The 22,733-nt window shown below is 56.4% G+C and carries 13 protein-coding genes and 2 pseudogenes; 9 read left to right on the top strand and 6 right to left on the bottom strand.

Annotation, left to right across the window (positions count from 1 at the left end; translation table 11 throughout):
• The first annotated feature begins 330 nt into the window (after window positions 1-330).
• The 3 genes and pseudogenes from IC232_RS25425 to IC232_RS25415 form a co-directional block, all read left to right on the top strand.
• Window positions 331-1,758: a hypothetical protein gene (locus IC232_RS25425; RefSeq protein ID WP_190847752.1), complete on the top strand. Its 1,428-nt coding sequence runs from the start codon at window positions 331-333 to the stop codon at window positions 1,756-1,758.
• Between the two features lie 145 nt (window positions 1,759-1,903).
• Window positions 1,904-2,967 (top strand): IS3 family transposase gene (locus IC232_RS25420; RefSeq protein WP_190847765.1). Its coding sequence is split into 2 segments (ribosomal slippage): window positions 1,904-2,126 and window positions 2,126-2,967, totalling 1,065 coding nucleotides; the frame shifts between segments, so codons are not numbered across the junction.
• Between the two features lie 53 nt (window positions 2,968-3,020).
• A pseudogene (locus IC232_RS25415) lies at window positions 3,021-3,505 on the top strand (IS5 family transposase); the annotation flags it as partial.
• 106 nt (window positions 3,506-3,611) lie between these two features.
• On the opposite strand, the gene IC232_RS25410 reads toward IC232_RS25415, so the two are convergent.
• On the bottom strand, window positions 3,612-4,901 hold the full coding sequence (locus IC232_RS25410) for a class I SAM-dependent methyltransferase (protein ID WP_190847751.1): 1,290 nt from the start codon (window positions 4,899-4,901) through the stop codon (window positions 3,612-3,614).
• 599 nt (window positions 4,902-5,500) lie between these two features.
• Window positions 5,501-5,740 (bottom strand): hypothetical protein, encoded by a 240-nt coding sequence (locus IC232_RS33140; protein ID WP_312895235.1) that lies wholly within the window; start codon window positions 5,738-5,740, stop codon window positions 5,501-5,503.
• Between IC232_RS33140 and IC232_RS25405 the strand changes: the two are divergent.
• The 3 genes and pseudogenes from IC232_RS25405 to IC232_RS25395 all read left to right on the top strand — a co-directional run bounded on the left by IC232_RS25405 (window position 5,657) and on the right by IC232_RS25395 (window position 8,358).
• A pseudogene (locus tag IC232_RS25405) lies at window positions 5,657-6,944 on the top strand (IS5 family transposase). The gene IC232_RS33140 and the pseudogene IC232_RS25405 overlap by 84 nt on opposite strands.
• 61 nt (window positions 6,945-7,005) lie before the next feature.
• Complete coding sequence (locus IC232_RS25400; protein WP_190847750.1) at window positions 7,006-7,233, top strand: transposase; 228 nt, start codon at window positions 7,006-7,008, stop codon at window positions 7,231-7,233.
• 325 nt (window positions 7,234-7,558) lie between these two features.
• Window positions 7,559-8,358 (top strand): IS5 family transposase gene (locus tag IC232_RS25395; protein WP_190847749.1). Its coding sequence is split into 2 segments (ribosomal slippage): window positions 7,559-7,892 and window positions 7,892-8,358, totalling 801 coding nucleotides; the frame shifts between segments, so codons are not numbered across the junction.
• 9 nt (window positions 8,359-8,367) lie between these two features.
• Here IC232_RS25395 and IC232_RS25390 read toward each other — a convergent pair.
• On the bottom strand, window positions 8,368-10,617 hold the full coding sequence (locus IC232_RS25390) for a glycosyltransferase (protein ID WP_190847748.1): 2,250 nt from the start codon (window positions 10,615-10,617) through the stop codon (window positions 8,368-8,370).
• Window positions 10,618-11,442: 825 nt separating this feature from the next.
• Between IC232_RS25390 and IC232_RS25385 the strand changes: the two genes are divergently transcribed.
• A complete protein-coding gene (locus tag IC232_RS25385) occupies window positions 11,443-12,681 on the top strand; it encodes a class I SAM-dependent methyltransferase (protein WP_190847747.1) in 1,239 nt (412 codons plus the stop codon).
• Window positions 12,618-14,705, top strand: coding sequence for a glycoside hydrolase family 99-like domain-containing protein (locus tag IC232_RS25380; RefSeq protein WP_190847746.1), 2,088 nt, complete (start codon window positions 12,618-12,620; stop codon window positions 14,703-14,705). Before IC232_RS25385 ends, IC232_RS25380 begins: the two co-directional genes overlap by 64 nt.
• Before the next feature lie 215 nt (window positions 14,706-14,920).
• Here IC232_RS25380 and IC232_RS25375 read toward each other — a convergent pair whose 3' ends face one another.
• The 3 genes from IC232_RS25375 to IC232_RS25365 form a co-directional block, all read right to left on the bottom strand.
• Entirely contained in the window at window positions 14,921-15,937 is a 1,017-nt protein-coding gene (locus tag IC232_RS25375; RefSeq protein ID WP_190847745.1) for a rhamnan synthesis F family protein, read from the bottom strand.
• Window positions 15,938-16,121: 184 nt separating this feature from the next.
• Entirely contained in the window at window positions 16,122-16,901 is a 780-nt protein-coding gene (locus IC232_RS25370) for an ABC transporter ATP-binding protein (RefSeq protein ID WP_190847744.1), read from the bottom strand.
• A gap of 29 nt (window positions 16,902-16,930) precedes the next feature.
• Window positions 16,931-17,698: an ABC transporter permease gene (locus IC232_RS25365; protein ID WP_190847743.1), complete on the bottom strand. Its 768-nt coding sequence runs from the start codon at window positions 17,696-17,698 to the stop codon at window positions 16,931-16,933.
• A gap of 1,432 nt (window positions 17,699-19,130) precedes the next feature.
• Between IC232_RS25365 and IC232_RS25360 the strand changes: the two genes are divergently transcribed.
• Window positions 19,131-22,733: right-handed parallel beta-helix repeat-containing protein (locus IC232_RS25360; RefSeq protein ID WP_190847742.1), on the top strand; the 3,603-nt coding region annotated here is incomplete at its 3' end.

Below are 22,733 nucleotides of genomic sequence, written 5' to 3'. Positions count from 1 at the left end.
TGCCCTCGGGCAAGATGATTGTTGCCCATGGCGCCAACGAGAGCACTGCTCCTATGTTCGATTTTCGGTGCGGCAGAGCCAATATGGGTCAGCCCTTTGCCTATAATGTGCTGGTTGATCAACCATCTGCGGCTCTGGATAACCTCGGGTTTTCTCCGTGTCCTGCCGGATGGCACGGTCGCAATGGCGCCCTGTAGAGGTTCGCTAGACGTTAGTTCGCCTAGAGTAAAATTCGCACTCTCACGCAACCTCATTTCTTAATTGAGTTGGCTTCGGAGCAGTTTGTGATATGGCTTCATTCCAAGTCTAGGGTAAAATAGGTACACTACCTTGTTCAAGCATCGTGACAGCACAGTTATCGCAATTTGGGTTGTTTGTTTTCTTTGTTTTTTGATCTCCCTCGCGACGTTCTTTCCGGGATGGATGAGTAACGACTCCGTCGATCAGTATGGACAAGCATTACTCGGCGCCTATTCCGACTGGCACCCGCCGTTAATGGCGTGGTGGTGGAAGCAGTTGCTCAAGGTAAACAATGGGCCTGCACCATTGTTGGTTCAAAACTTGCTGATGTATTGGTGCGCATGGGGGCTACTCGCGACTGCAGTACAGACACAGCAAGCGGAGCGTTCGATCTGGGTCGTATTGATTCCGATTGTTGGCCTTTGGCCGGGCCTCGTTTTTCCTTTAGGCCAGATCTGGAAGGATATATGCTTCGCCGTGAGTCTCTTTCTTGCTTGGATGATCGCGCTCCAAGCTCATCTACGTGAAAGGCGCACTTCTTGGGCACAACGTGCTGTGATACTTGCCCTTGCTACATTTGCGGTTGGCGTAAAGCCAAACGGAGTCGTGGTGCTGCCGTTTATATTCGGGTATATGGCATTAAAAGAAGAGTGGTTTGGAGGCGCGATTTTCAGATCAGCGACGGCAGCGCTATTCCTCAGTGGCGGATGTTTCCTTGGGTCTGCGGTGCCATTACTTCAGTCTCAAGTCGTCAAAACGCATTCCTTCCAGTACACTCAGATTCATGATCTATTAGCGATTTCAGTGAAGACCAATCAAGGGCTCCTTCCCGCATATGTGATGGTCGAAGTCAATGCAGCCGGCCACACACTTCAGCAGCTATACTCGCCCGGCAGCGCTAATGGTATTTTTTACTCTCTAGGTACGCCAATTCGAACGACTGATGCCGAGCGGTTGCGCGATCTAAATAGCCGCTGGTTAGCGGCTGTAGCGAATCATCCAATTGAATACCTGCAACATCGATGGGAATATTCCAAAGAGTTGATGAGAATTGGAAAGAGTGCTGCTGCTTTTGTGGCCGCCCCGATGACCGTTACAAACCCGTATGGCCACGATTTCCGCCCAAATGTCATGTCGAATATTCTGAGCTCTATCAGTGAAGCTATGCCCTGGCTCTACTTCCCATGGATCTATGCTCTCTTGCTGATCGGCGCTTGGGCGGTGCTACTCTTCGCTCGAAGACTGATTGCTTTTGCCGCGGCCTTGAGTGCTTCCGCAGTGTGCTTCGTTGCACCACACTTCGTAATCGGTCCCGCGTCGGACTTTCGCTACCTTTATTATGCATATCTGTGCTCTGCGATACTAGCTGTTCTAGCAGTCAGCAATGCTGTAAAAGCTCGCCGCGCCATTACAGTCAGTGCACGCTACCTCCCAGCGCGGCAGCAGACACAACTTCGCACCTTGGGTGCTAGGCACCTTGAGAGAACGGGAAAAAGGAGCTTGAATCAGTCGGCGTGAAGGCTGATCTGAGCCCTCAAAACTGGATCGTTTTTGGTTAGAGTTTTCCGCGCTAGGATCCCGGGCTGGGAATGGAGCGGAGAGCCATGAAAGCCTCGCAGTTTTCGCTTCGCGGACCTTCGGTTCAGACGCCCAGAAGGCGTTCATCCTCAAGCAGGGCCACGACGGCGTGCCGGTGGCGGAGATCTGCCGCAAGGCCGGGATCAGCCAGGCAACCTACTTCAACTGGAAGAAGAAGTATGACGGTCTGCTGCCGCCGGAAATGCGCCGCCTCAAGCAGCTCGAGGAGGAGAACGCTAAGCTGAAGAAGATCGTTGCGGATCTGACGCTGGACCGTGAGATGCTGCAGGATGTCATCCGCCGAAAACTGTAAGGCCTGCTCGCAAGCGCAAGCTGGTGGACGGGATGCGTGGCGAGTGGGGCGTGTCGATCCGGCGGGCGTGCCGGGTGCTCGACGTGGACACCTCCACCTATCACTACAAGTCCCGCCGCCCCGAGCAGGCCGGCCTCGAGAGGCGGATCCGGGAGATCTGCCAGACGCGGGTTCGCTATGGCTACCGGCGCGTCCACGCCCTGCTGCGCCGTGAGGGCTGGCGCGTCAATCACAAGAAGACCCGGCGGATCTACAAGGAATTGGGACTGCAACTGCGCAGCAAGCCGCCGAAGCGGCGGGTCAAGGCGAAGCTGCGGGAGGACCGCTGTGCCGCCACGCGGCCGAACGAGATCTGGGCAATGGACTTCGTGCACGACCAGCTGGCCACCGGCAGGAAGCTGCGGATCCTGACCGTGGTGGACATCTTCTCGCGCTACTCCCCGGTCATCGATCCGCGCTTCAGCTACCGGGGTGAGGACGTGGTGCAGGTGCTGGAGCGGACCTGTGCTGAGACCGGCTATCCGACGACGATCCGGGTCGACCAGGGCTCGGAGTTCGTCAGCCGTGACCTGGATCTGTGGGCGTATGCCCGGGGTGTCACGCTGGACTTCTCCCGCCCCGGCAAGCCCACCGACAATGCGTATATCGAAGCGTTCAACGGCCGCTTTCGGGCCGAGTGTCTGAACCAGCACTGGTTTCTGACGCTTGCCGATGCGCGTGAAAAGATGGAGGATTGGCGCAGATACTACAATGAGGATCGGCCGCATGGTGCGCTTGGGCACAAGCCCCCGATCTCACTGATGAATCACGGCAGCACAGCCAGCCTGCTGCCGTGATTAGAGGCCGGAAACTCTAGCCTCCGGCGATCCAAAGAAGGGGCTCAGCGTACTGTGTTCGTGTCCACCAGCATGGCGCGACGGGTAAAAAGGGGGTGGCGATCATGGCATGGGACGTTCCCGTGGCGGCCTGAGCACCAAGATCCATGCGCTGGTCGATGCTGAAGGTCGCCCGATCCGCATTGCTCTGACACCCGGTCAGGCCCATGACGGCACCGCAGCCGAGGAGCTTCTGGCGAACGTGAAGCCAGGCGAGACCCTGCTGGCCGACAAGGCTTACGACAGCAACGCCATTCGCCAGCAGGCCCAGGAGCAAGACGTCTGGGCCAACATCCCGCCCAAGAGCAACCGCAAGGGCTCATTCGTCTTCAGCGCCTTTGTGTATCGCTACAGAAACCTGGTCGAGCGCTTCTTCAACAAGCTCAAACAGTTCCGCGGCATCGCCACGCGATACGACAAGAGCCCGGACAACTTCCTGGCCGCCATCAAGCTGATCTCAGCTCGCATCTGGATCCGCAGTTATGAGTCCGCTGCCTAGTAACTCAGGAAACGTCAGCCGTGGCGTGGCATAGCGCCAACATGCCAATGGGTTATGATAAGATGGACGAGGCGGTTCTCGCCTTAATGTGACTAACGGTGCACGATCAGAAAATAGCAGGGCCGAGCACCGCTTGACCGTCATTGCCCCTGACTTCAAGGCGCACTACGTCTGGATGCGTTGGGAGGTGCACTAAGGCTGCGGCAAATGAATGCCATGTTGGCGGACGTGAGCGCTTCAAATCAGAGAAACTGATTTCTTGCACAACATTGGTGCCATGCCAAACTACGAGCATTCCTTCGCTTGAGAATAAATCAAACGTTAATGTTATGCTGTCTGAGACAGAATTCTCTAGCTCCACCGTATATCCGGTAGGAACAACTGTGCGATCAAAGTCCCAGTGGGAACCAAGGGGAACACGGCGGCTAGAGCCTGCTGCAACCTTCGCCATGCGTAGGCGCTGCCGAGGCGGAGATGACTGTCCTTTGTGAGCCAGGAGTTCAATCCAATAGCGCGAAAATGCACGGGGAGGAGCAATGGCGATCTCGGTGAGCAAATGATCGAGATAAATCTCCTCGGATCGAATTGGTTCGATGTTCAGGCCGGCAACATCGTACCCATCCGCAACGATTGCGAAACCACTATACCCAATTTTAGGACAAAATGCATCGAATTCATGAAAGCTTGCACCACGGCCCATGCGGTAGAGCCGCTCCTGTGGAGACGAGGCCCATCTGTTTTCGCGCTCAAGAATTTCAAAGCGTGGGCTTCTGTCTAAGTATCGGAGAGCAAGGTCATCAGGTAGTTGCTGGAAAAACGGCAGTTGCGACGTATGAGGATCGGAGGGTATCAAGCGATTAGGACACTCCGCTAGAAGAACTAATCCATCACGCTGAATGACTGCCTCGGCACTAAGCAAGATCTCCTCGCGCTCGCTAAGCGTTAGATGTTCAAACACAGCATAAAGGATCAAAACATCAATCTCTGAGATATTTTCGCGAAGGAAAGCCGCTCCATCGGCGATGCATGTCTCAATGTTGTTCAAACCGACTCGTCGGGCAAGAGATTCGGTGTATGCAAGACTGTTTGGCAGGACATCGACCGCAATGTATTTCTTGAAGAGAGGTGCCCATGCAGAAGCCTTCATCCCAGTGCCAGCTCCTATTTCACATGCAGTCATCTTCGATAACTCGCGCCCGCTCTTGGCAAAGACAGAAGGGTAATAGAAGGCTGCGGTTGCAAAGCGCCCAAGGTCATAATCAGACCAGTTTTCATCAACGAGAACCGGGTATACTGAACGGAAGATTTCACGGGTGACTTCATCAGTGGCTTGTGGCGCACCAAAATAGATCGATGGAGTGAGAGCGTCGAATTCAGAAAAGGTTCGAAGATCCATGATGTCTTTGCTAAATAAGTACCACTGGGGAGAGAACGAGTAACCCAACTTTCCCTTCATTCCAAGCCGCAGGAGAACCCAGCTGGTACTAGATGCGCGAGCTCTGGATGAATAATGTGCAAGCTCTCCGAGCTGAGGTTTGAGTGAGAGAAGCCATCTATCCCCTTGTAGCTGATAGTATTTTTACGATAGCCTAAATACATGCGCACATTTTGACAAGGGAAATTGCCGAGGCTCAGGACCTATTATTTGGGCTGAGTTGTGATTCAGGGCTTCCTTTGGAGGAGGCTCTGCATGGGTGGTCTGTCTCTGTTGAGCGAGTGTCATCTGGCGTGGAACTCACCGTACGTTCCGCTCGCTCGCGGCGCACCGCGCGTGGACACCCAGCCGTGGTCAGCGGGAGTGTGTACGTCATTCACAAATTTCTGCAGTGGAAGGATGCGCTCAAAGCGTACGGGCCGCGCCCGGATCATCGCCGGTGGCATCCCCACCGAGGCGCTTCTGGCCCAGATTGGTGTGGCGAAATACGCTGATGGCCTGCCGCTGTACCGATAGGAAGCGATCTACGCCGGCGACGAATTTAGTCGGCCCTGAACAACTCACAAGTAATAGAGATTGAAGGATTCTTCAGGATCGCGAAGCATTGTAAAATCCCAGCATCTGGGGGCTGACCCGCTCAAAACCGGTGTTTTGCCATGAGACCCAAGCTGACAATGCCGAGCTCCGGCGATCTCTACCGCAGCCGTCTCGATCAGATCCTCAATCCGCGTCACGCGCTCTTTCGCCTGGCCGGTCTGATCAACTGGGACAGCTTCGACGAGGCGTTCGGCCGCTTCCATCGTCCGCTCGGCCGGCCTGCCAAACCGACCCGGCTGATGTTGGGCCGTCCTATCTCCAGCATACTTTCAACCTGTCCGATGAAGCCGTGGTGCAGCGTTGGACAGGAAACCCGTATTGGCGGTGGTTCTGCGGTTGCGAGTACTTCCAGCATGAGCTGCCGTGCGATCCCAGTTCCCTCATCCGCTGGCGCAAGCGGCTTGGACCAGACGGGCTGGAGACGCTGCTTTCCGCCACGATCCAGGCCGGGTTGGAGAGCGGTGCTGTGCGTCCCTCGAGCCTGGAGCGGATCAGCGTCGACACGACGGTGCAGCCCAAGGCGATCACCTATCCCACTGACGCGAAGCTCTATCTCAAGGCGTTGCAGGCTTTGGTGCGGCTGGCCAAGAAGTACGGTCTCAAGCTGCGTCAGGCTCACACGCGCTTGGCAAAACGCGCCGCCGTGCAGGTCGGTCGCTATGCTCATGCGCGGTAGATGCGGCGCATGCAGCGGGAGCTCAAGCGGCTGAAGACCTATCTCGGGCGGGTCTATCGCGATGTCGCCCGCAAAGTCGCCGCGGATGAGGGCCTCGCCCTTCGCTTTGCACGTCTGCTGGGCCAGACAGAACGTCTGCTGGTGCAGGAGCGCACGAGCGAGAGCAAGCTCTACAGTCTGCATGCGCCCGAGGTGGTGTGCATCGCCAAAGGCAAAGCCCATCGTCCCTATGAGTTTGGCTCCAAGCTCGCTGTGGCGGTGACGAACTGGGAGGGCTTCGTGCTCGCGTCCAAATCGCTGGAGGGCAACCCGAAGGATGGCCATATGCTCAGCAGCACCGTGGAGCAGGTCGGGGCCTTGAATGGGGTCGAACCGGATCGCATTGACGTCGATCAGTGCTATCGCGGGAATGACTATGCGCACAAGGAACGCGTGTTCATCACGCGCCAGCGGCGGGGGCTCACGCCCACGATCAAGCGCGAGCTGAGACGCCGGTCGGCGATCGAGCCGATGATCGGACACGTGAAACAGGATGGGCGACTGGGACGCAATCACCTGCTGGGAGCCACGGGGGATACGGTGAACGCCCTGCTCGTGGCCGCCGGGCACAACCTGCAGCTGATCCTGACCTGGCTCAGGCTTTTTTTGTCGCCTGGCTCATGGCAGCCCTGATGGGTTCATCTGCGCGATCGGATCCTGCCCACGAACCCTGGAAGCCAATCGCCGCCTGATCAAACGGCATTGTTCAGGGCCGACTAATTTATGATCGAGCGCTCGCAGACGGCGTAGTGGATGGGCAAGGTCGGCTTTGAGCTTGAGCCCCTGGTCGAGTATGCCCTGGCGCGGATCAAGCAGAGCGAGGGGATCTTTGCCGATGAAACAGCCCTTTCGACCCTGGCGCTCGGGGCGGGCAAGGCCAAGACCGCGTACTTATGGGCCTATGTGCGCGCTGATCGGTCGTTAGGCGGCAGCGATTCGCCGAACGTCGTCTACCGTTTTGAGGACAGACAGTCGGGCTGACCTTCCCTCAGATTGATAGACACCCTTGCTAAGCTCCTGCGGGAGCGGAAAGGTGTTCGATGACGAAGATGAGCCGCATCCTGCTACGCCGCCTCACACGAAAAAATATAATTCATCACCAGCCTCGTGCAATGTGTGGAGCGGTGCGTGAGTGAGCCAGTTGCTGGACCGTTGTGCGCTCCTCAGCGCTCAAATTCCGTAAGCAGACCGGTGCCATGGTCCACTTCCGCGGTCATGTCAGGAGATGCAAGAATTATAACCCTTCACCTGCCGGATGCACCACTTAAAGTGCCTAACAAAACCGGAGTGAGCGCGTTGGTTTGGCATGGCCAAACCTCTTGGTTCCGATGCTCTCTGGGTGGCCATTGAGCCGCTCCTTCCTCCCGAACCGGCGAAGCCAAAGGGCGGGCGGCCGCGGGTTGGTGATCGGGCGGCGCTGGCTGGCATCCTCTTTGTCCTGCGCTCGGGCATCCCATTAGAAATGCTGCCCACCGAGATCGGCTGCTCGGGCATGACGTGCTGGCGCCGACTGCGCGACTGGCATGCGGCCGGGGTGTGGACGAGGCTGCATCGCATCCTGCTGGAGCGTCTGGCGGATGCCGACCAACTCGATTGGAGCCGGGCCGCGCTCGACGCCTCGTCCATTGCGGCCAAAAAGGGGGCGCGGCCACCGGCCCGAGCCCGACGGATCGCGGCAAACCGGGCACGAAGCGCCATGTTGTGGTCGACCGGACAGGTACACCGCTCGGGATCAGCCTGAGCGGAGCCAATCGGCATGACAGCGTCATGCTCGCCCCCACCCTTGATGCCGTTCCGCCGGTCCGTCATGGGCGTGGACGTCCCAGGTGTCGACCTCACAAGCTGCACCCCGACAAGGCTTATGACCATCGTCGCTGCCGGAGCGAATGCCGTCGGCGCTCCATTGTGCCCAGGATCGCCCGCCGTGGTGTGGACGTCAGCGAGCGACTGGGACGCTACCGGTGGGTAGTGGAGCGCACACTGGCCTGGCTCAATCGCTTCCGCCGTCTCACCATCCGCTATGAACGGCGCGAGGACATCCATCTGGCCTTCACCACACTCGGATGCGCGCTCATCTGTTTCAACCAATGCAGACGGTTTTGTTAGGAGCTCTTATTAGTGGTTGGTGATCAAACCGGACGATTGAGCTATTGGCTGCTTGCCTTGGCTGTTGCTGTAGTTTGTCATGACCGCACGGTTCAGCAACGAGTATAGCTCATCCACTTGCTTCTCGAATGTAGCAATTCTATGCTTATAGGGATTTCTATACATGTGTAGTCGATCAGAAGCTTGAAGGAGAGAGGCAATTGCGGTGCGTAGAGGGACATGGTGTCCAGTAAGTGGTATTAAGGTGCCGTTGGTGCCATCGATTATATCTTCGGTTGCGCCGCCAGCCTCAGTCAAGATAACCCAAACGTCACGGATGAGCGCCTCCCGTACTGTCAGGCCGAAGCTCTCCTTAACCTGCGACGGAAACAAAAGAACGTCGATCCCATTGAAGAAGTCGTCAATTGTATCCTGAGTATAAGCGGGGCTGATCGTCAGTTTGCCGGGAATCCGCCAATCGCTCGTCGCCAGTGATGAAAACCCAAGATTCAACGTGTTATCAACGAGGATGAGCTCGTAGTTGGAGTAGGGGAGATCCTCGAAGGCTTTCCGAATGAGGTCCAATCCTTTGTTCGGCCCAGCTCCCCCGACAAAACCAAAGCGGATCGACTGCGCGTCCTTTGCCACCGGCGGCCGAGCTGATGCAGGTGGACGGGTTCCGTTTTTGTTGATGACAAGCTTTTTCGGATCCACACCATTGTCCAGGTGCAACTGGCGATGGAATGCACTCGGCACCAACACCAAGGAAGCGTTGTCCAGGACGTGGCGCAACTGCCGGGTTCTATGCCGGTTGTAGACACTGTCCCGAACGCAACGGCCGCAGACCGCCGGATCAATCCTGGTCTGGAAGCAGTAAGCTCCGTCTCCTTTGACCATGAACTGCCGCTCGCAGAGCCACCAAGCGTCATGCGACGTTATGACGTATGGAACGCTGGCGTCGATGCAGGCCCTTGCCAGCGACGCACTGAGGCCCTGGATCGAATGCAAGTGCACGACATCGGGGCGAACAGCCTGCAGGATCTCGGCAAAGATTTCACCCATTCGAGGGTTGATGTACTCGAGCTCCGGAGGATTGAGGTCAGGTGTTTTCACCGCAAAAACCGGCACTCCGCCGACTTCGTAGCGCTTGAGGCTGTACGGCTTCGCACTGGCGTCGGCCCATGATGTAAACACAGTGACTTCGGTGTCCGCCCGCGCGTGGAGACGCGTTACCAACTCCTCGGCGACAATCGTTGCACCCCCGAAGCGTTGGGGGTTGTAGAAGACGTTCGCGGCGAGGATCCGCAGCTTGCGTGGACGAGGCGGTGCGAATTGCCCGACAAGTGGCGCAACTTGGTTCTTGGCAATCGCATCAGGATGGTATTGCTCGAGAACGGACTCTTTCGCTGCCTGACCCAACCGGGCTCGCAGATTCGGCTCGTCCGCGAGTTGGAGCAAGGTCTCTAGCCACTCGTCGTCTGTCTCGGCGAGAAACCCGTTGACGCCGTGCCGAACGACACTCCGAAACGTTGCCCTTGGCGAGCACACGGAGGGCAGACCCAGGATTGATGCCTCAAGATATTTGATGTTGCTCTTGGCATCGTTGAACAGGGTGGCTTCAAGGGGCGCGATACTGATGTCGGCGCTTGCAAGAATCTCGAGATAATCCTTGAAGTCGGTGAAAGGCACACGCTCAATGCGGTCTTCGAAGCGCGCAAAATCTGCCGGCAGGTTGAGATGTCCCACGATGCGCAGGCGAACATGGGGGCGCTGCTCGAGCAGGTTGAGCAGTCCGTGGGCGGCACACTCGAAATCAGCGTCGTGGGCCTTCGATCCGGAGCCGTAAATCACGGTGACGCTGTCAGCAGGGACCCGACTTGTGGTGCTGATCGAGGCCGCGCACTCCATGGTGTCCGAGTCGAGCGCATTCTCGACCACGAACGCATCCCGTACACCGGCGGCCTTCATAGCGGTCGCAAGCGCATCCGTGGACGCAAGTCCATAGTCGCATGCCTGAAGAGCGGCCCGGAACAGCGGGACACCCGAAAGAACGAGGCGCTTCAGGTCGGGATCAAGTACCTGGACATTTCGGTTTTGCTCGTACACCTCGGTATCAAAAATAAGGTCATCAACCTCCCAGAACGTGGCGGCTCCCAAGCGCTTGGCTTCGTTGATGAGGGCGAGAGACTCCGGATAGCCCGGCACGCGGTAAAAGATCACAATCGGGTGGGTTTGCAGGGAATCACGGATGGCCCGCGTGTCACCCCAATCCAGAACCATGCAAGGAATGCCAATCGCTTCGAAATGTCGCTGTTTCTGCCGGATCCGGTACTTTGTGCACTGAGGCAGACTCAGTTCCGCGACGATGAGGACGCGTGGCTCCAGAACCGCGTGAGCCTTCCTCGTCGGTGCCGTATCGTAGATCGCGTATCGTACCTGCTGGGACGCAGCATGTCCTTGGTAAACGTAAGAGGCCAGAGTTCGAAGGCCATGCCGCCAGGGCGCACTCACGATTTTCAGGGCCGTATCAGCCCACCCGACCTCCTGCGCCCTCGATTGAACGATTCCCAGAGCGTGGTGGGAAAGGGCAGCCAATCGCTTTGGCTTTGAAAGGAGTTGCACTATTTGCCGCATAGAAAATAATCCGTACCAACCAGCTAAGTCAGAGTTCAGCCCTATGCAGATTAAGGTCCCCAACCTCGGCACTCATGCCGTCCGCCAAGAAGAGTTGGTCTCTTACTAGACGGTACAATGGGCCGACAACAACTGTTGTTCTCTCATCCGTCCTTGCGGCCTGTCTGCTCCTTAAAGATTTGTCGAGCAAATGTGAAGGCATGCATTTCAGGGCCTCTGCTGGTTCAGGTCTCCCGGCGCATGTTGTGCGAGGTGCGGAACGGGCCGTGCGGTGCACAGTCTCTTCTCAGTTGGGGTATGGGAATGTCCTAAGAGAGGCCTCTATCTACCATTAACGAAGACAATTCCCGATGCTTCGGGAGGCCTGAGGCGACTTCCAGGAACCGGGCGCATTCCTCGACATGACGCGATTGATGTTGTACCGAAAGGCCCCAAGCCCCAATCACAACCTTGACAATAAAGAGTTCCGACGTGTCGGCCCCTCTCGAGACAAACGACGTGGCACGGCCGCCGAATGCCGGCGGGCAATATCTGCCAAGCATGAGCGGCAGGATCGGAGCTGGGTATATGCTCCGATACTTTGTTGCTGAGCGATTTGCGAAGGACAAGCTCGTTCTGGATGTCGCAAGCGGCGGGGGGTATGGCTCGGCCATTCTTGGAAGGGTGGCGCGACGTGTCACCGCCATGGAGCGGTCGGAGGCTGCTGTCCTTCACGCACAACAGCAATATGCAGGGTTCGGCAATGTTGAGTTCAAGGTTGGGGAGATTCGGGAGCTTCCCTTCCCGGATGAGACGTTTGACCTCGTCACGTGGTTTGGAACGGACGGACAGGCACCCGATGCCGAGCAGGCAGTCCAAGAGCTGCGGCGTGTTCTCAAAGACGACGGCATGCTCTTGATCTCTACACCTAGTCCAGAGGCGTCCTCACGGGCGATCAGCGACCAAAATCCGTGTCTCACCTCTGAGCTCGACCATCAGAGATTAGAGAACCTCCTTCGACAGAGCTTTCCGCACGTGCGGATGTTCGGTCAAACCTCGGCATCGGCCTCCGCAATGGCTCCGCTAACAGCCGGCACTTCCATCGTCCTGGATAGTACTTCAGCGTCTCTGCGGTTTGCTCACATCGACTCCGTGTCAGGCCGCGAGTGGGCCAGACCGATCCGTCCGACTGAGTTCCTTGCTGTTTGTAGCAGTTATGCCCCAACAGCGGATATTGAGATCCCTTGTGCGGCCATCGCAGCCGCAAACGAAGGGGAGGAAGAGGCTCTGATGGGCCGAATTCTCAATGCCCCCGAGATCAACACGGGAATACTTGCAGCATTCTTGGAACTGCTAACTGAAGCCCGGATAGCCCGGAATGGGCATAGCTCCCCAGGAAAGAGCCAAGATGGGATCAGTGGTGCTGAGATTTCTGCCTCTGAAAGAGAGCTTGGGATTTTAAAGCGTGTTCTGACGAACCTGATGCAAGAGCACGGTAGGACGGTCGAGCAACTCGAACGCTCGGAGCAGAAAGCGGCTTCCTTGTCGCAGGCGCTGGAGACCAATGAGCAGGAGCGTATGCTGCTCTCCGAGAGGCTACGCACCATTGAGGCCAGCACCAGCTGGCGTGCCTTAGGCCGGGTCCGTGGTACCTTCTCTCGGATGCCATGGCTGCGGAAGATCGTTCGCAAAACTGCTCTGTTTTTCTCGTCGGCAGGGGAGCTGAAGTGAACGAAAGAGTTCGTTTGGCGGGCCTGGAGTATCTCGCGCAGCTCGACCGGAGTGACCGCAATGCGCGAGACCGGGAGTTTCGTACTGCAGACTACCCAAAATTTGACCCGCTATCGGCACCGGTCAGCTTGATAGCGTTCTACCTTCCGCAGCTCTATTCTGATCCCGACAATGACAAACGCTGGGGTAGGGGCGGGACCGAGTGGATCAGTGTGGTTCAGGCCAAGCCGCAGTTCCCTGGACATTACCAGCCTCATCTGCCGGCTGATCTCGGGTTCTATGATCTTCGAAATGAGCAGGTAATCGAGCAGCAGGTTGAACTCGCAAGGCGGCACGGAATCGGTGGTTTCTGCATCGTTGACCACTGGTCCGCGGAGGGCAGGCGATTGTTTGGGCGGCCGCTCGACATTCTCTACCGCCGCAAGGACATCGATTTCAAATTCTGTCTATGCTGGAGTGGGGACAGGTCTCGCCCCGAGGCGCATGTTGATCCGGTTCTGTCGTTGCAGAGCGCGACGCGATACATCGATGATGCGCTCCGGTATATGGACGACCCCCGTTACCTTCGGGTTGGAGGTCGGCCGATTATCGTCCTGCAACAAATTGGACTTGTGCCTGACAGTCGCGCGACACTGGAGCACTGGCGCAAGCGTGCTCAAGAGAGGATAGGCACAGACCTGTTTCTGGTGGGGCCAGCCAATTTCAACCCGAACACTCACCCAGTGCAACTTGGGCTGGATGCGGTCCTCGATTGCCCTCCGCATGGCATTGTGACTGATGAGATTACAGACACAATAGTCCCATTCAGCAGCAGTTTTACCGGGCGAGTGGACGAGTACATCCGCATTATCGCTCCGGCAAGACGGCAGCTCGCAAGCTACGAGTGCCCTGTCATTCCTTCAGTATTCCCTGGAAAGGACGATACTGCGCGCCATGGCGGACAGGGCCATTGCTTTATCAGAACTGAACCGCGGCTTTATGGGTACTGGCTGGCTGAGGCGGTGCTCCACGCCGTCGATAAACCTGTGGACGGAGAAAGCCTCGTCTTTATCAATGCATGGAATGATTGGGCCGGCGGTGCTCATCTCGAGCCCGACCAACGATACGGGCATGCGTTTCTGCAGATGAGCGCAGAGGCGCTGAGACCTCATCTCCCGCTGCAGACGGTCTCCTTAGGAAACGAAGCTCCTGCGCAGGCTCGGACAAGCTTGGCACCTGAGAAAGTTAAATCAAAAACCCGAGTCGCTAGCATCATTCATGCCTTCTATCCGGACGCGCTTGAGGAACTGCTTGCATCCATTCCGGAAGAGGCGCGCGAGGACATCTTCATCACTCTTCCCGAAGATCCACCTGCAGCGCTTCTCTCGGTGATCGCCAAGAATCTTCAGAATCCCCGGCTTTACTTCTATCCGAACTGGGGACGCGATATTCGCCCATTCTTAGGTGTACTCCAGACGGTTCGGGCATATGGTTACTCCTACTTTGTGAAAGTCCACACCAAAAAGAGCACACACCGCCTCGATGGTGATGAGTGGAGATCATCGCTCATCGGCCCTTTGCTTGAGTTGTTGCGCGAGCAGCAGCTGCAGAAGTTCCTGGACGAGAATGCTGAAATTGCACTCGTGGCGGGCGAAACGCATTTGTTGAACGCCTACAGTTATATAGGAGGAGCCGGAAATATCGCGTGGTTGCGTCGCTTGTGCCGCGAGTTTGATGTACGGCCGCCAGAAGAGGACTTTCACTTCGCAGCTGGAAGCATGTTTGCCGGCCGGGTGTCCTCATTCCTGCCAATTGCGACACATCCATTCCTCGCGGACGCTTTCGAGAACGAAGCGGGCCAGATGGACGGTACCCTAGCTCATGCACTCGAACGATTTTTCGGCCTCTTTGTCAAAGCCAAAGGTCAGACGATCGCCGGAGCGCGATTGGCCGATGGGAAGCTCGTTATCAGTAGAGATTTCGAGAACAGCGACGGAACCTACCTTTATGCTCCAGCAGACCGACGCCGCGTCAGGATTGGCTAAGCACCGGTCGAATCCGTCGGGAGTTCTTTCCATCGGGCTTGGTGCTTGGTAGTGTCGAGAAATCGCGGGCAAGAGATCGTGCACAACCCATTGCTTGGATCGAAGGTGAGCCAAACGCGGTAGGGCCCGTGGATGGTGTTGGATTGGTGTCGCAGGCTGGCAGCGACGCCACACGTATCCAGCGGGTTGTGCAGCGGGTAGGCTGGATGATCGTTCTATCGCACGCGCTGACGTCTTAGGCCGCTTCGCACAAGGACCTTGAGGACGCCACCAACGATTCTTCGAGCTGAAGCGAGCGCAAGGAAAACAACTGTATTTGAGAGTATCGCTGCTGTTCTGTTATCCAGGGTATAGAGATAATCGCGGGCGAAAAATGGCTGGGTGTGAAGCCTATCTTTGAGCGTTTGGGTCCGGGAAACGTCCCGTGGTTGTAGAGAAATAGCTTTCTTTTTTGTGAGATGGTCCCTTATCAGCGGGACTATCTCTGGCTCTATTTGAGAAACAACGGGTTGCCAGGCATAGACATCGGGGACGTTGAGTGGGTTGTCGCGCAGCAACTCAACCTTGATAAAAGGAACACGCCCGCTTGTTACGAGTTCGCGCCAAAGGAAATGGGATGGGTTGAATGAATGCAGTTTCGATAACGTACCCGCCCCTGAGGCGCGATAGGCTGCGCAATACCGAAACCCTGCCTGCACCAACGCGGTAGTTAATCCGATTTCGGCGCGCTCAATGATCTCTCGCTTGGTGAGACGAGAAAAAGGAAGAGCCATGACCGAGCGGAAAGCTTGACTGCGGTAGACGTGCGGTTTGAAAACCATGAACCAGCTTTGTAGATGCTTGGCCGTATCAAGGCTCTCGACCCACCCGTAGAAGTCAGCATCGTTGCTCAGCAGCACATCAAGCGCGTTGTGCAGGTCGCCAATCGGGCCATACACGCTATCATTGGCCAACAGAAGATCCCCGGCCAGCTGATCTCCATATTTCGCGAAGGCTGTGGCCCATGAGCCAAAATCCAAACCTTCGTTCCTGCGCGTTATGACATCGTGACATATCTGAAGGAGGAGGTCCTTGGCATGCTTGTCAATCGCGGACGGTGTAATGAAAATGATCGTAAAGTCCAGCTGCCGCAGCTTTCTCAGATATCGAAGAACATAATCTTCAACGTGCCCTTCGCTGTCGAAGTGCGCAAAGAAACAAACACGTGCTGCGTTGTGTAGCGGAAGGTGCATTCAAGTTATAACTTTGTTCAGACAGTATGGCTCCATGGGGCCCCTGGAGGGACCACTCGGAGGCGGCGGTACTCGGTCAGCAGCAGGGGCTGGCGTGATCGGTTCTGGCAATCGAACTCCTACGTGAGAGACATCCATTGCACCAATGCAGCTGTGTTGTCTTCGAACGACCGGTAACGGCTGCTCAGAGTGCCATGCTATCCCACGAGATTTTGGCTCCGATGATATCGTCATAGAACTCATATGCTCCACGAACCGGACCATCATACAACAACCTGCCACTCTGCAAGACCAAGCCTCGGGTGCAGAATTCCAGCGTCGTGTTCCGATCATGCGATGCGAACGCGACGATACGGGAACGCTCGATCAGCTGCTGCATGCGACCGTTGGCTTTTGCCATGAATGCCGCATCGCCGGCCCCGAGCCCCTCGTCAATGAGGAGAATATCAGCCTCGACGGAAGTTGAAATCGAGAAGGCCAAGCGCGCGATCATTCCGGCGGAATAGGTCCGCAGTGGCATCTTGAGGAAATCACCAAGCTCCGAGAACGCAGCGATATCGTCCACCTGCCGGTCGATCTCGGCATTGGAAATGCCGAGATATTTGCCACGGAGCACGATGTTCTCAAATCCGCTTGAATCCATGTCCATTCCGAAGCTGGCATCGAATAAGGCAGCGACCCGGCCCCTGCGATCAAGATACCCTTCTGTGGGATGGTAGATGCCGGCCAAGATCCTGAGGAGGGTACTCTTGCCACTGCCGTTATGGCCTATAAGAGCAACCCGGTCTCCGGGCTCAAACACAAAGTTGAGTTGACTTAAGGCCTGGACCTCAACTGCGCGAGCTTTGCTTCCTGCGATCCGGCCGCCGGTCGTGCGGGACAAGATCTGATTTTTCAATGAGCGTGCTGACGCAGTGAGGACGGGATAGCGCACCCCGAGATCTTTCGCTTCAACGTATGCCATATTTCGGAGCCCCTCCTGGGACAAGCCGCTTAGATCCAATAGGCGATTTTCTTGTGAGAGCGGCCGTATAGCGTTGCGGCGGCAATCCAGCCTCCAATCGCCATAGCGCCGACGACTGTCCAGTCCACAAGCGATGGTTGGTTCCCAAGAAGTGGTATGCGAACAATCTCAACCAAGTATGTGAATGGATTGAGAAATGCGACCCACTGGCGCGCTGGCGGCAGGAAACTTGCTTGCCAGAGGATCGGTGTCATCATGAACAATGCGCCAAGGAGGGATTGCACGATGAGCGGCACATCCCGAAACCGAGCGCTGATGGTTCCTAAAAGCAAGATCATCCAGCCCAAGTTCAGAATCAATAAGAGCAGCGCTGGAATGAACAGAAGGCTTGCCATCGTGACTGGGGTGCCAGTGATCAGAAGTGCCAGTATGACAAGGACAAAGTTATGTAAGAAATAGATAAACTGATTCCATGCCACTCTAAATACATGGATCGTGAGCGGCGCTGGAATCTGCTTAATCGTCGCGCTCGATGATATAAATACGCTGGTCCCCTCGGTGACACATCCTGCAATGAGTCCCCATATTACGATTCCCGATGCGACGAGGGGCAAGAAGCTCCTTAGATCCTGCCTGAACAGACCAGCGTAGAGCAGTGACATGCCGCCAATCGTAACAAGGGTGGCAAGTGTGATCCAAAGTGGCCCTAGGGAAGAACGGCGATAGCGCTGCCTGACATCATGCCAACCGAGAAAAACCCAGAGATCCCAGCGCTTTAGGCCTTCATAGACGTCCAAGAATGCTCGTTTGATCATCGTGTTTTATGAATTCCGTAAGTGCCGAACGGAACTCCGCCCGTCAGAACTGTATGGATGTTGGTTAGAGCTTGAATATACATGGTAACACCAAGGGCTGTTGCTGGTCGTTGCTGTGGCAACCGCCTGCTCGCCGTCTTCTAGGCCCCGCTGGGCTACGTCCGCAGGCTCAACTCCAGCAAGCCTAGTGCGTCCATTCGGAAGCCAAGGCTGTCTAGGGTCGAGATGGTCCCATCATGAAGAGGAGCGCAGTCTCCGGTGTTTGTTCAAGATATCCTCGACTAAGGTCAAATCCGTTTCGAGTGCTCAAGCTGCGGTGGCTAGGGGCGTTCAGAGTTGGTCAGAGAGGGCTTGTGCGTGTGCATCGCTGCTCATTAGTAGTTTCTCTGGAGAATGTGAAGCGGTTTGACCTCTCGGAACCAGTCCAGCCGGTCGGGCGCCGTCGCGGGCAGGTTACGCCGAGTGCTGACACCAAGTGCCATAAGCGCTTCAGCGTGCTGCTGCGGCTTGAGGATCCAAGCGTCTCGTCCCGATGATGCACATCAGCTGTTCACGGATCCAGACACGATTAATAATACATTATTACATAAATATGTGCAAGGGCGATTTTGCCACCTCACCTCGTAGCCACGTCAAGAAGGCTTCGATTCTGAAATTATTTTGGTCTTCATGCCTGCAGGACAAACAGGACAAGGCTGTCACCGTCATGAGTTGTTGCGCCTTGGGTCGTGTCAGGCCCAAGCAAGGAACTCGAAATTATAGCAGGAGCAGTTAACCCGCCGGTCAATCTGGCTAAGAGGAGCCAGACGCAGATGAGTGCGCTCGCGGGTATGATCCATTTTTTGCAGCGAGTTCAGCAGTTTGGACAGGCGACTAACGCATAACTGCTGCTGCTTTTTTCTCCCCAGAGGAGAGCCATCAGCGGCTGACTTGTCGCCGATGGTAGAGCCGCTGGATTGACGGCTTTGGCTCTTTACCTCGCCGCAAATGGCCTCGTGGGCCTGTCCAAATGGCTTGCCCAATGCGGCAGAGGTTATACTGCAAAGTAGGTAGAACGTTTTCAATATCAGTGCGGGTTAGATCGAAATTGCCGTCACGATACACAGTATAGCTAAGTACAAGACCGACGATAAGCTCTATCTTGTATCTAACAGCGAGCAACCATTCCCGAAAAGCTTCTATGTATTCGAAGTTATTGAATAAGATCTTGCGAGAACGTCCCAAGAGAGGGGCTGAGTCGTGGCAATGCCAGAGGCATCAACGGTCGCCAACATGGCTTTGGGACTGAGCCTCATTCTCTGAAGAAGCGCCTACTCCAAGCACCGCCAGCTTCACAGTGCCCGCAGCGGACGCTTGTTCGGGCGATGGTGACCGCAATCAACGTAGCATTCAACGTACAAGAAGGACAATGATCATGGCCCCACAGATTATCATCGTTGATGCTCCGACCGGTGATGCTGCGCAGGATACGGCTGCCATCAAGGATGCCATCCAAAGAGCCAATGCAGCCTATCAAGAGGCCCTCAAAGCCAATCCATCCGCCGAGCAGGTTGTCGTCCAGTTGGCCGTCGGCACCTACGTTGTGACGGGTGATCAGAGCAATCCGTCTGTGGGGGCCGTCGAGCTGCTCTCGGGCGTGGCTCTGACCGGTGCTGGCATGGGAAAGACGGTCATCCAGCTCGTGGACAACTTCAATGCCCGTCTCAACGGCATCGTGCGTACGGCCCTTGAAGATGTCTCCAACGTCTCCGTTTCCGGTCTGACGATTGACGGCAACCGTGACAATAACACCACTGGAGACCCTCTAAAGGATCACCAGGCCGGATTCATCTGCGGCGTGAAGGCGGAAGAAGGTGAAACGCAGACCAACATCACCCTCTCAGGCGTTGAGATTAAGGAGTGCACTGCCTACGGCTTCAATCCGCACGAAATTTCCTACGAGGTGGTAATCGAAAACTGCGTCGCTCACGATAACGGCAAGGACGGCTTCGTAGCAGACGGGGTCGTGGGCGGTGTCTACAAGAACAACGTCGCTTACAACAATGACCGCCACGGCTTCAACATTCAGAATGCCTCGACCGACATCGTTCTTGAAAACAACACTGCCTATAACAACGGCCTGGGCGCGACCGGTGGCGCTGGTATTGTTGTACAACGCGGCGATATTCAGCGCGGAGATGAGGCTGAAATTGCCCATGTCACGGACGTTCAGATCATCGGGGGCGAATATTATGGGAACACCCGTGAGGGTATTCTGGTCAAGCTGTCTGACGATGTAACCATTACCGGAGCTAAGATATACGACAACATGCGCCAAGGTGTGCGAATTGAGGGTTCAGTCAATACGATCCTTCAAAAGAGCTCAATTTCAAATAACTCCCAGGAAAGGAAAGGCGCTTTCGACGAGGTCCAAATCCGGCTGCGAGAGGACTACCCGGACGGTAACCCTGACGATGATCCCACAACAAATCCGGTCAAAAATTACTACTCGACTGGCACACAGGTCCTGAACAACATCATCAACCCGGAGGATGCGCGTTATGCAATCCGGGAGGAGCCCACAAACACGGACGGGGGATCGACAGGAACGGTAATCACAGGCAACGCGATTGGCGGTGTAGCCACTGATGGTCCCGATACGCTCACCGGCTCTGCTGGCGTCGACACCTTGGCGGGCGGTAAGGGCGACGACACCTACTATGTCAACAAGGACGGCGATGTCGTTACCGAGAATCCCAATGAGGGTACGGATCATGTCTTCGCCTCAGCCAAGCACATTCTCTCGGCCAACGTCGAAAAGCTGACATTGACGGGGATCGCTGCGATCAACGGCTACGGGAATGAACTCAACAACGTTGTAACCGGCAATGATGCTGCGAATACTCTCGAAGGTCTTGGCGGAGCGGACACGATCATCGGTGCTGGAGGAAACGACACGCTGAAGGGCGGCGCTGGCAACGACTCTCTGGACGGCGGTGTTGGCGCCGACTCAATGGTCGGTGGCGATGGCGATGACATCTATATCGTCGACGAAACTGGTGACTTGATCACGGAGAGGGCTGATGGCGGCCTGGGAGGTTACGACCGTGTCTTCAGCAGCGTCAGCTATACGCTCGCCGATGAAGTCGAGGAACTCACGCTTGCGGGAACGGCGAACCTGAGCGCCACAGGAAACACGGGCGCCAACGTCTTGAACGGCAACGCCGGCAACAACATCTTCGATGGGCGTGGCGGAGCTGACACGATCACCGGCGGCCTCGGCGACGACACCTACTATGTTGATCACACAGGCGACATTGTCGTCGAAGCGGCTGGAGCAGGAACTGATACAATCATCAGCTCTATCTCCATCGTGGCCGAAAAGCCTCTCGCCGCGAACGTAGAAAAACTCGTTCTTATTGACAATCCTACGACCGGCATCTCTGCCGTCTCAGGCGTCGGCAACAATCTGGACAATGAGATCAGTGGTAATAAAGGCAACAACAAGCTCTATGGTCAGGACGGCAACGACACCCTTGATGGTGGCGCCAGCGCCGACGAGCTTTACGGTGGGCTGGGCAACGATACGTTCCGCTTGCGCAAGGGTGAGGTAAGCGGAGATACGATCTTTGACTTCAAGGGGAACGGCGCGCTCGACAAGCTCGAGTTCGTCGGCTTCTCGGACCAGGCAACCCTGGCCTATGCGGGAGGGAACGTCTGGCGTGTGACCGACACGGATGGCATGTCAGAACAATTCAGCCTTAAGGGTGTGACATCACTTGCTTCTACGGATGTCACTGGTGTGAGACTTGCTCCGGCGACTGGTCAGAACCAGGCGCCGACAGCGGTGGCCTTGGTGAACCAGCTAGCGCAGACGCCGGAGAACGGCTTAGCCGTGAAGGTGGCGGATATTGCGACCACCGATGACGGCCTTGGTACGAACCTGCTGGCGCTGGTTGGAGCGGACGCCGGAGCCTTCGAGATCCGCGGCAGCGAGCTGTGGTTCAAGGGCGGAGCCGATTACGAGGCCAAGCCGTCCTATGCTGTTCAGGTGAAGGTCAGTGACAGTGCTGGCCAGGGTGAGGTCACTTCGGCCGAGTTCAGACTCGCCATCAGCAACGTGAACGACAATGCTCCGGTGATCACAACGGCCAATGTCCATGCAGTCGCGGAAAACCAGATGCTCGTTGCCGTCCTTGCCGCGACTGACGCGGATGCAGGATCCACACCGGCTACTTTCTCCCTCTCCGGTGGGGCCGATGCGGACCTGTTCCGCATTGATGGCGGCAATCTGGTGTTCAAGACGGCTCCGGACTATGAGGCCGGAAAGACGAGCTATCAGGTCGAAGTGTCGGTGTCGGATGGTCTCTACACCACCAAGAAGATGATCACCGTCAATCTGACCAACGTGGCCGAAGGGCAGAACCAAGCCCCCACGGCGGTTGCGTTGGTAAACCCGGTGGGACAGACGGCGGAAAACGGCTCCGCCGTCAAGGTGGCGGACATTGTGACGACCGATGACGGTCTGGGTGCGAACAATTTATCGCTGGTTGGGTCTGATGCCGGAGCCTTCGAGATCCGTGGTAGCGAGCTTTGGTTCAAGGGCGGGGCGGACTACGAGGTCAAGCAATCGTACGCTGCTCAGGTGAAAGCGACCGACACAGCAGGCCAGGGTGAGGTCACCTCGCCCGAGTTCAGGCTTGCCATCACCGATGTCAAGGAAGACACACAAGTGTTCGATTTCAGGCTCAGCGAGGCTACCTTTAGCTTCAATGGACCTGAGGTGGTCATCAATGGTCCCGGGGGGCAGCACTTTGCGCTCTCTGGTTTTAAACACTTCCAATTCGCTGACGGAACGGTAAACGAGGATGATGGCAATGCATCCGTGAGCGACTTGTTCTATTACGCTCAGAACGTGAACGTGTGGAATGCCGGCATTGATGCGGATGATCATTACGCGGCGTATGGCTGGCGTGAGGGCCGGGATCCGAACGCCTTCTTCTCGACCAATGCATACCTGTCGGCCAACCAGGACGTG

This window comes from Microvirga sp., assembly GCF_014699075.1.
Classification (GTDB): Bacteria; Pseudomonadota; Alphaproteobacteria; order Rhizobiales; family Beijerinckiaceae; genus Microvirga.
This window is presented reverse-complemented; position numbering and strand designations above follow the sequence as displayed.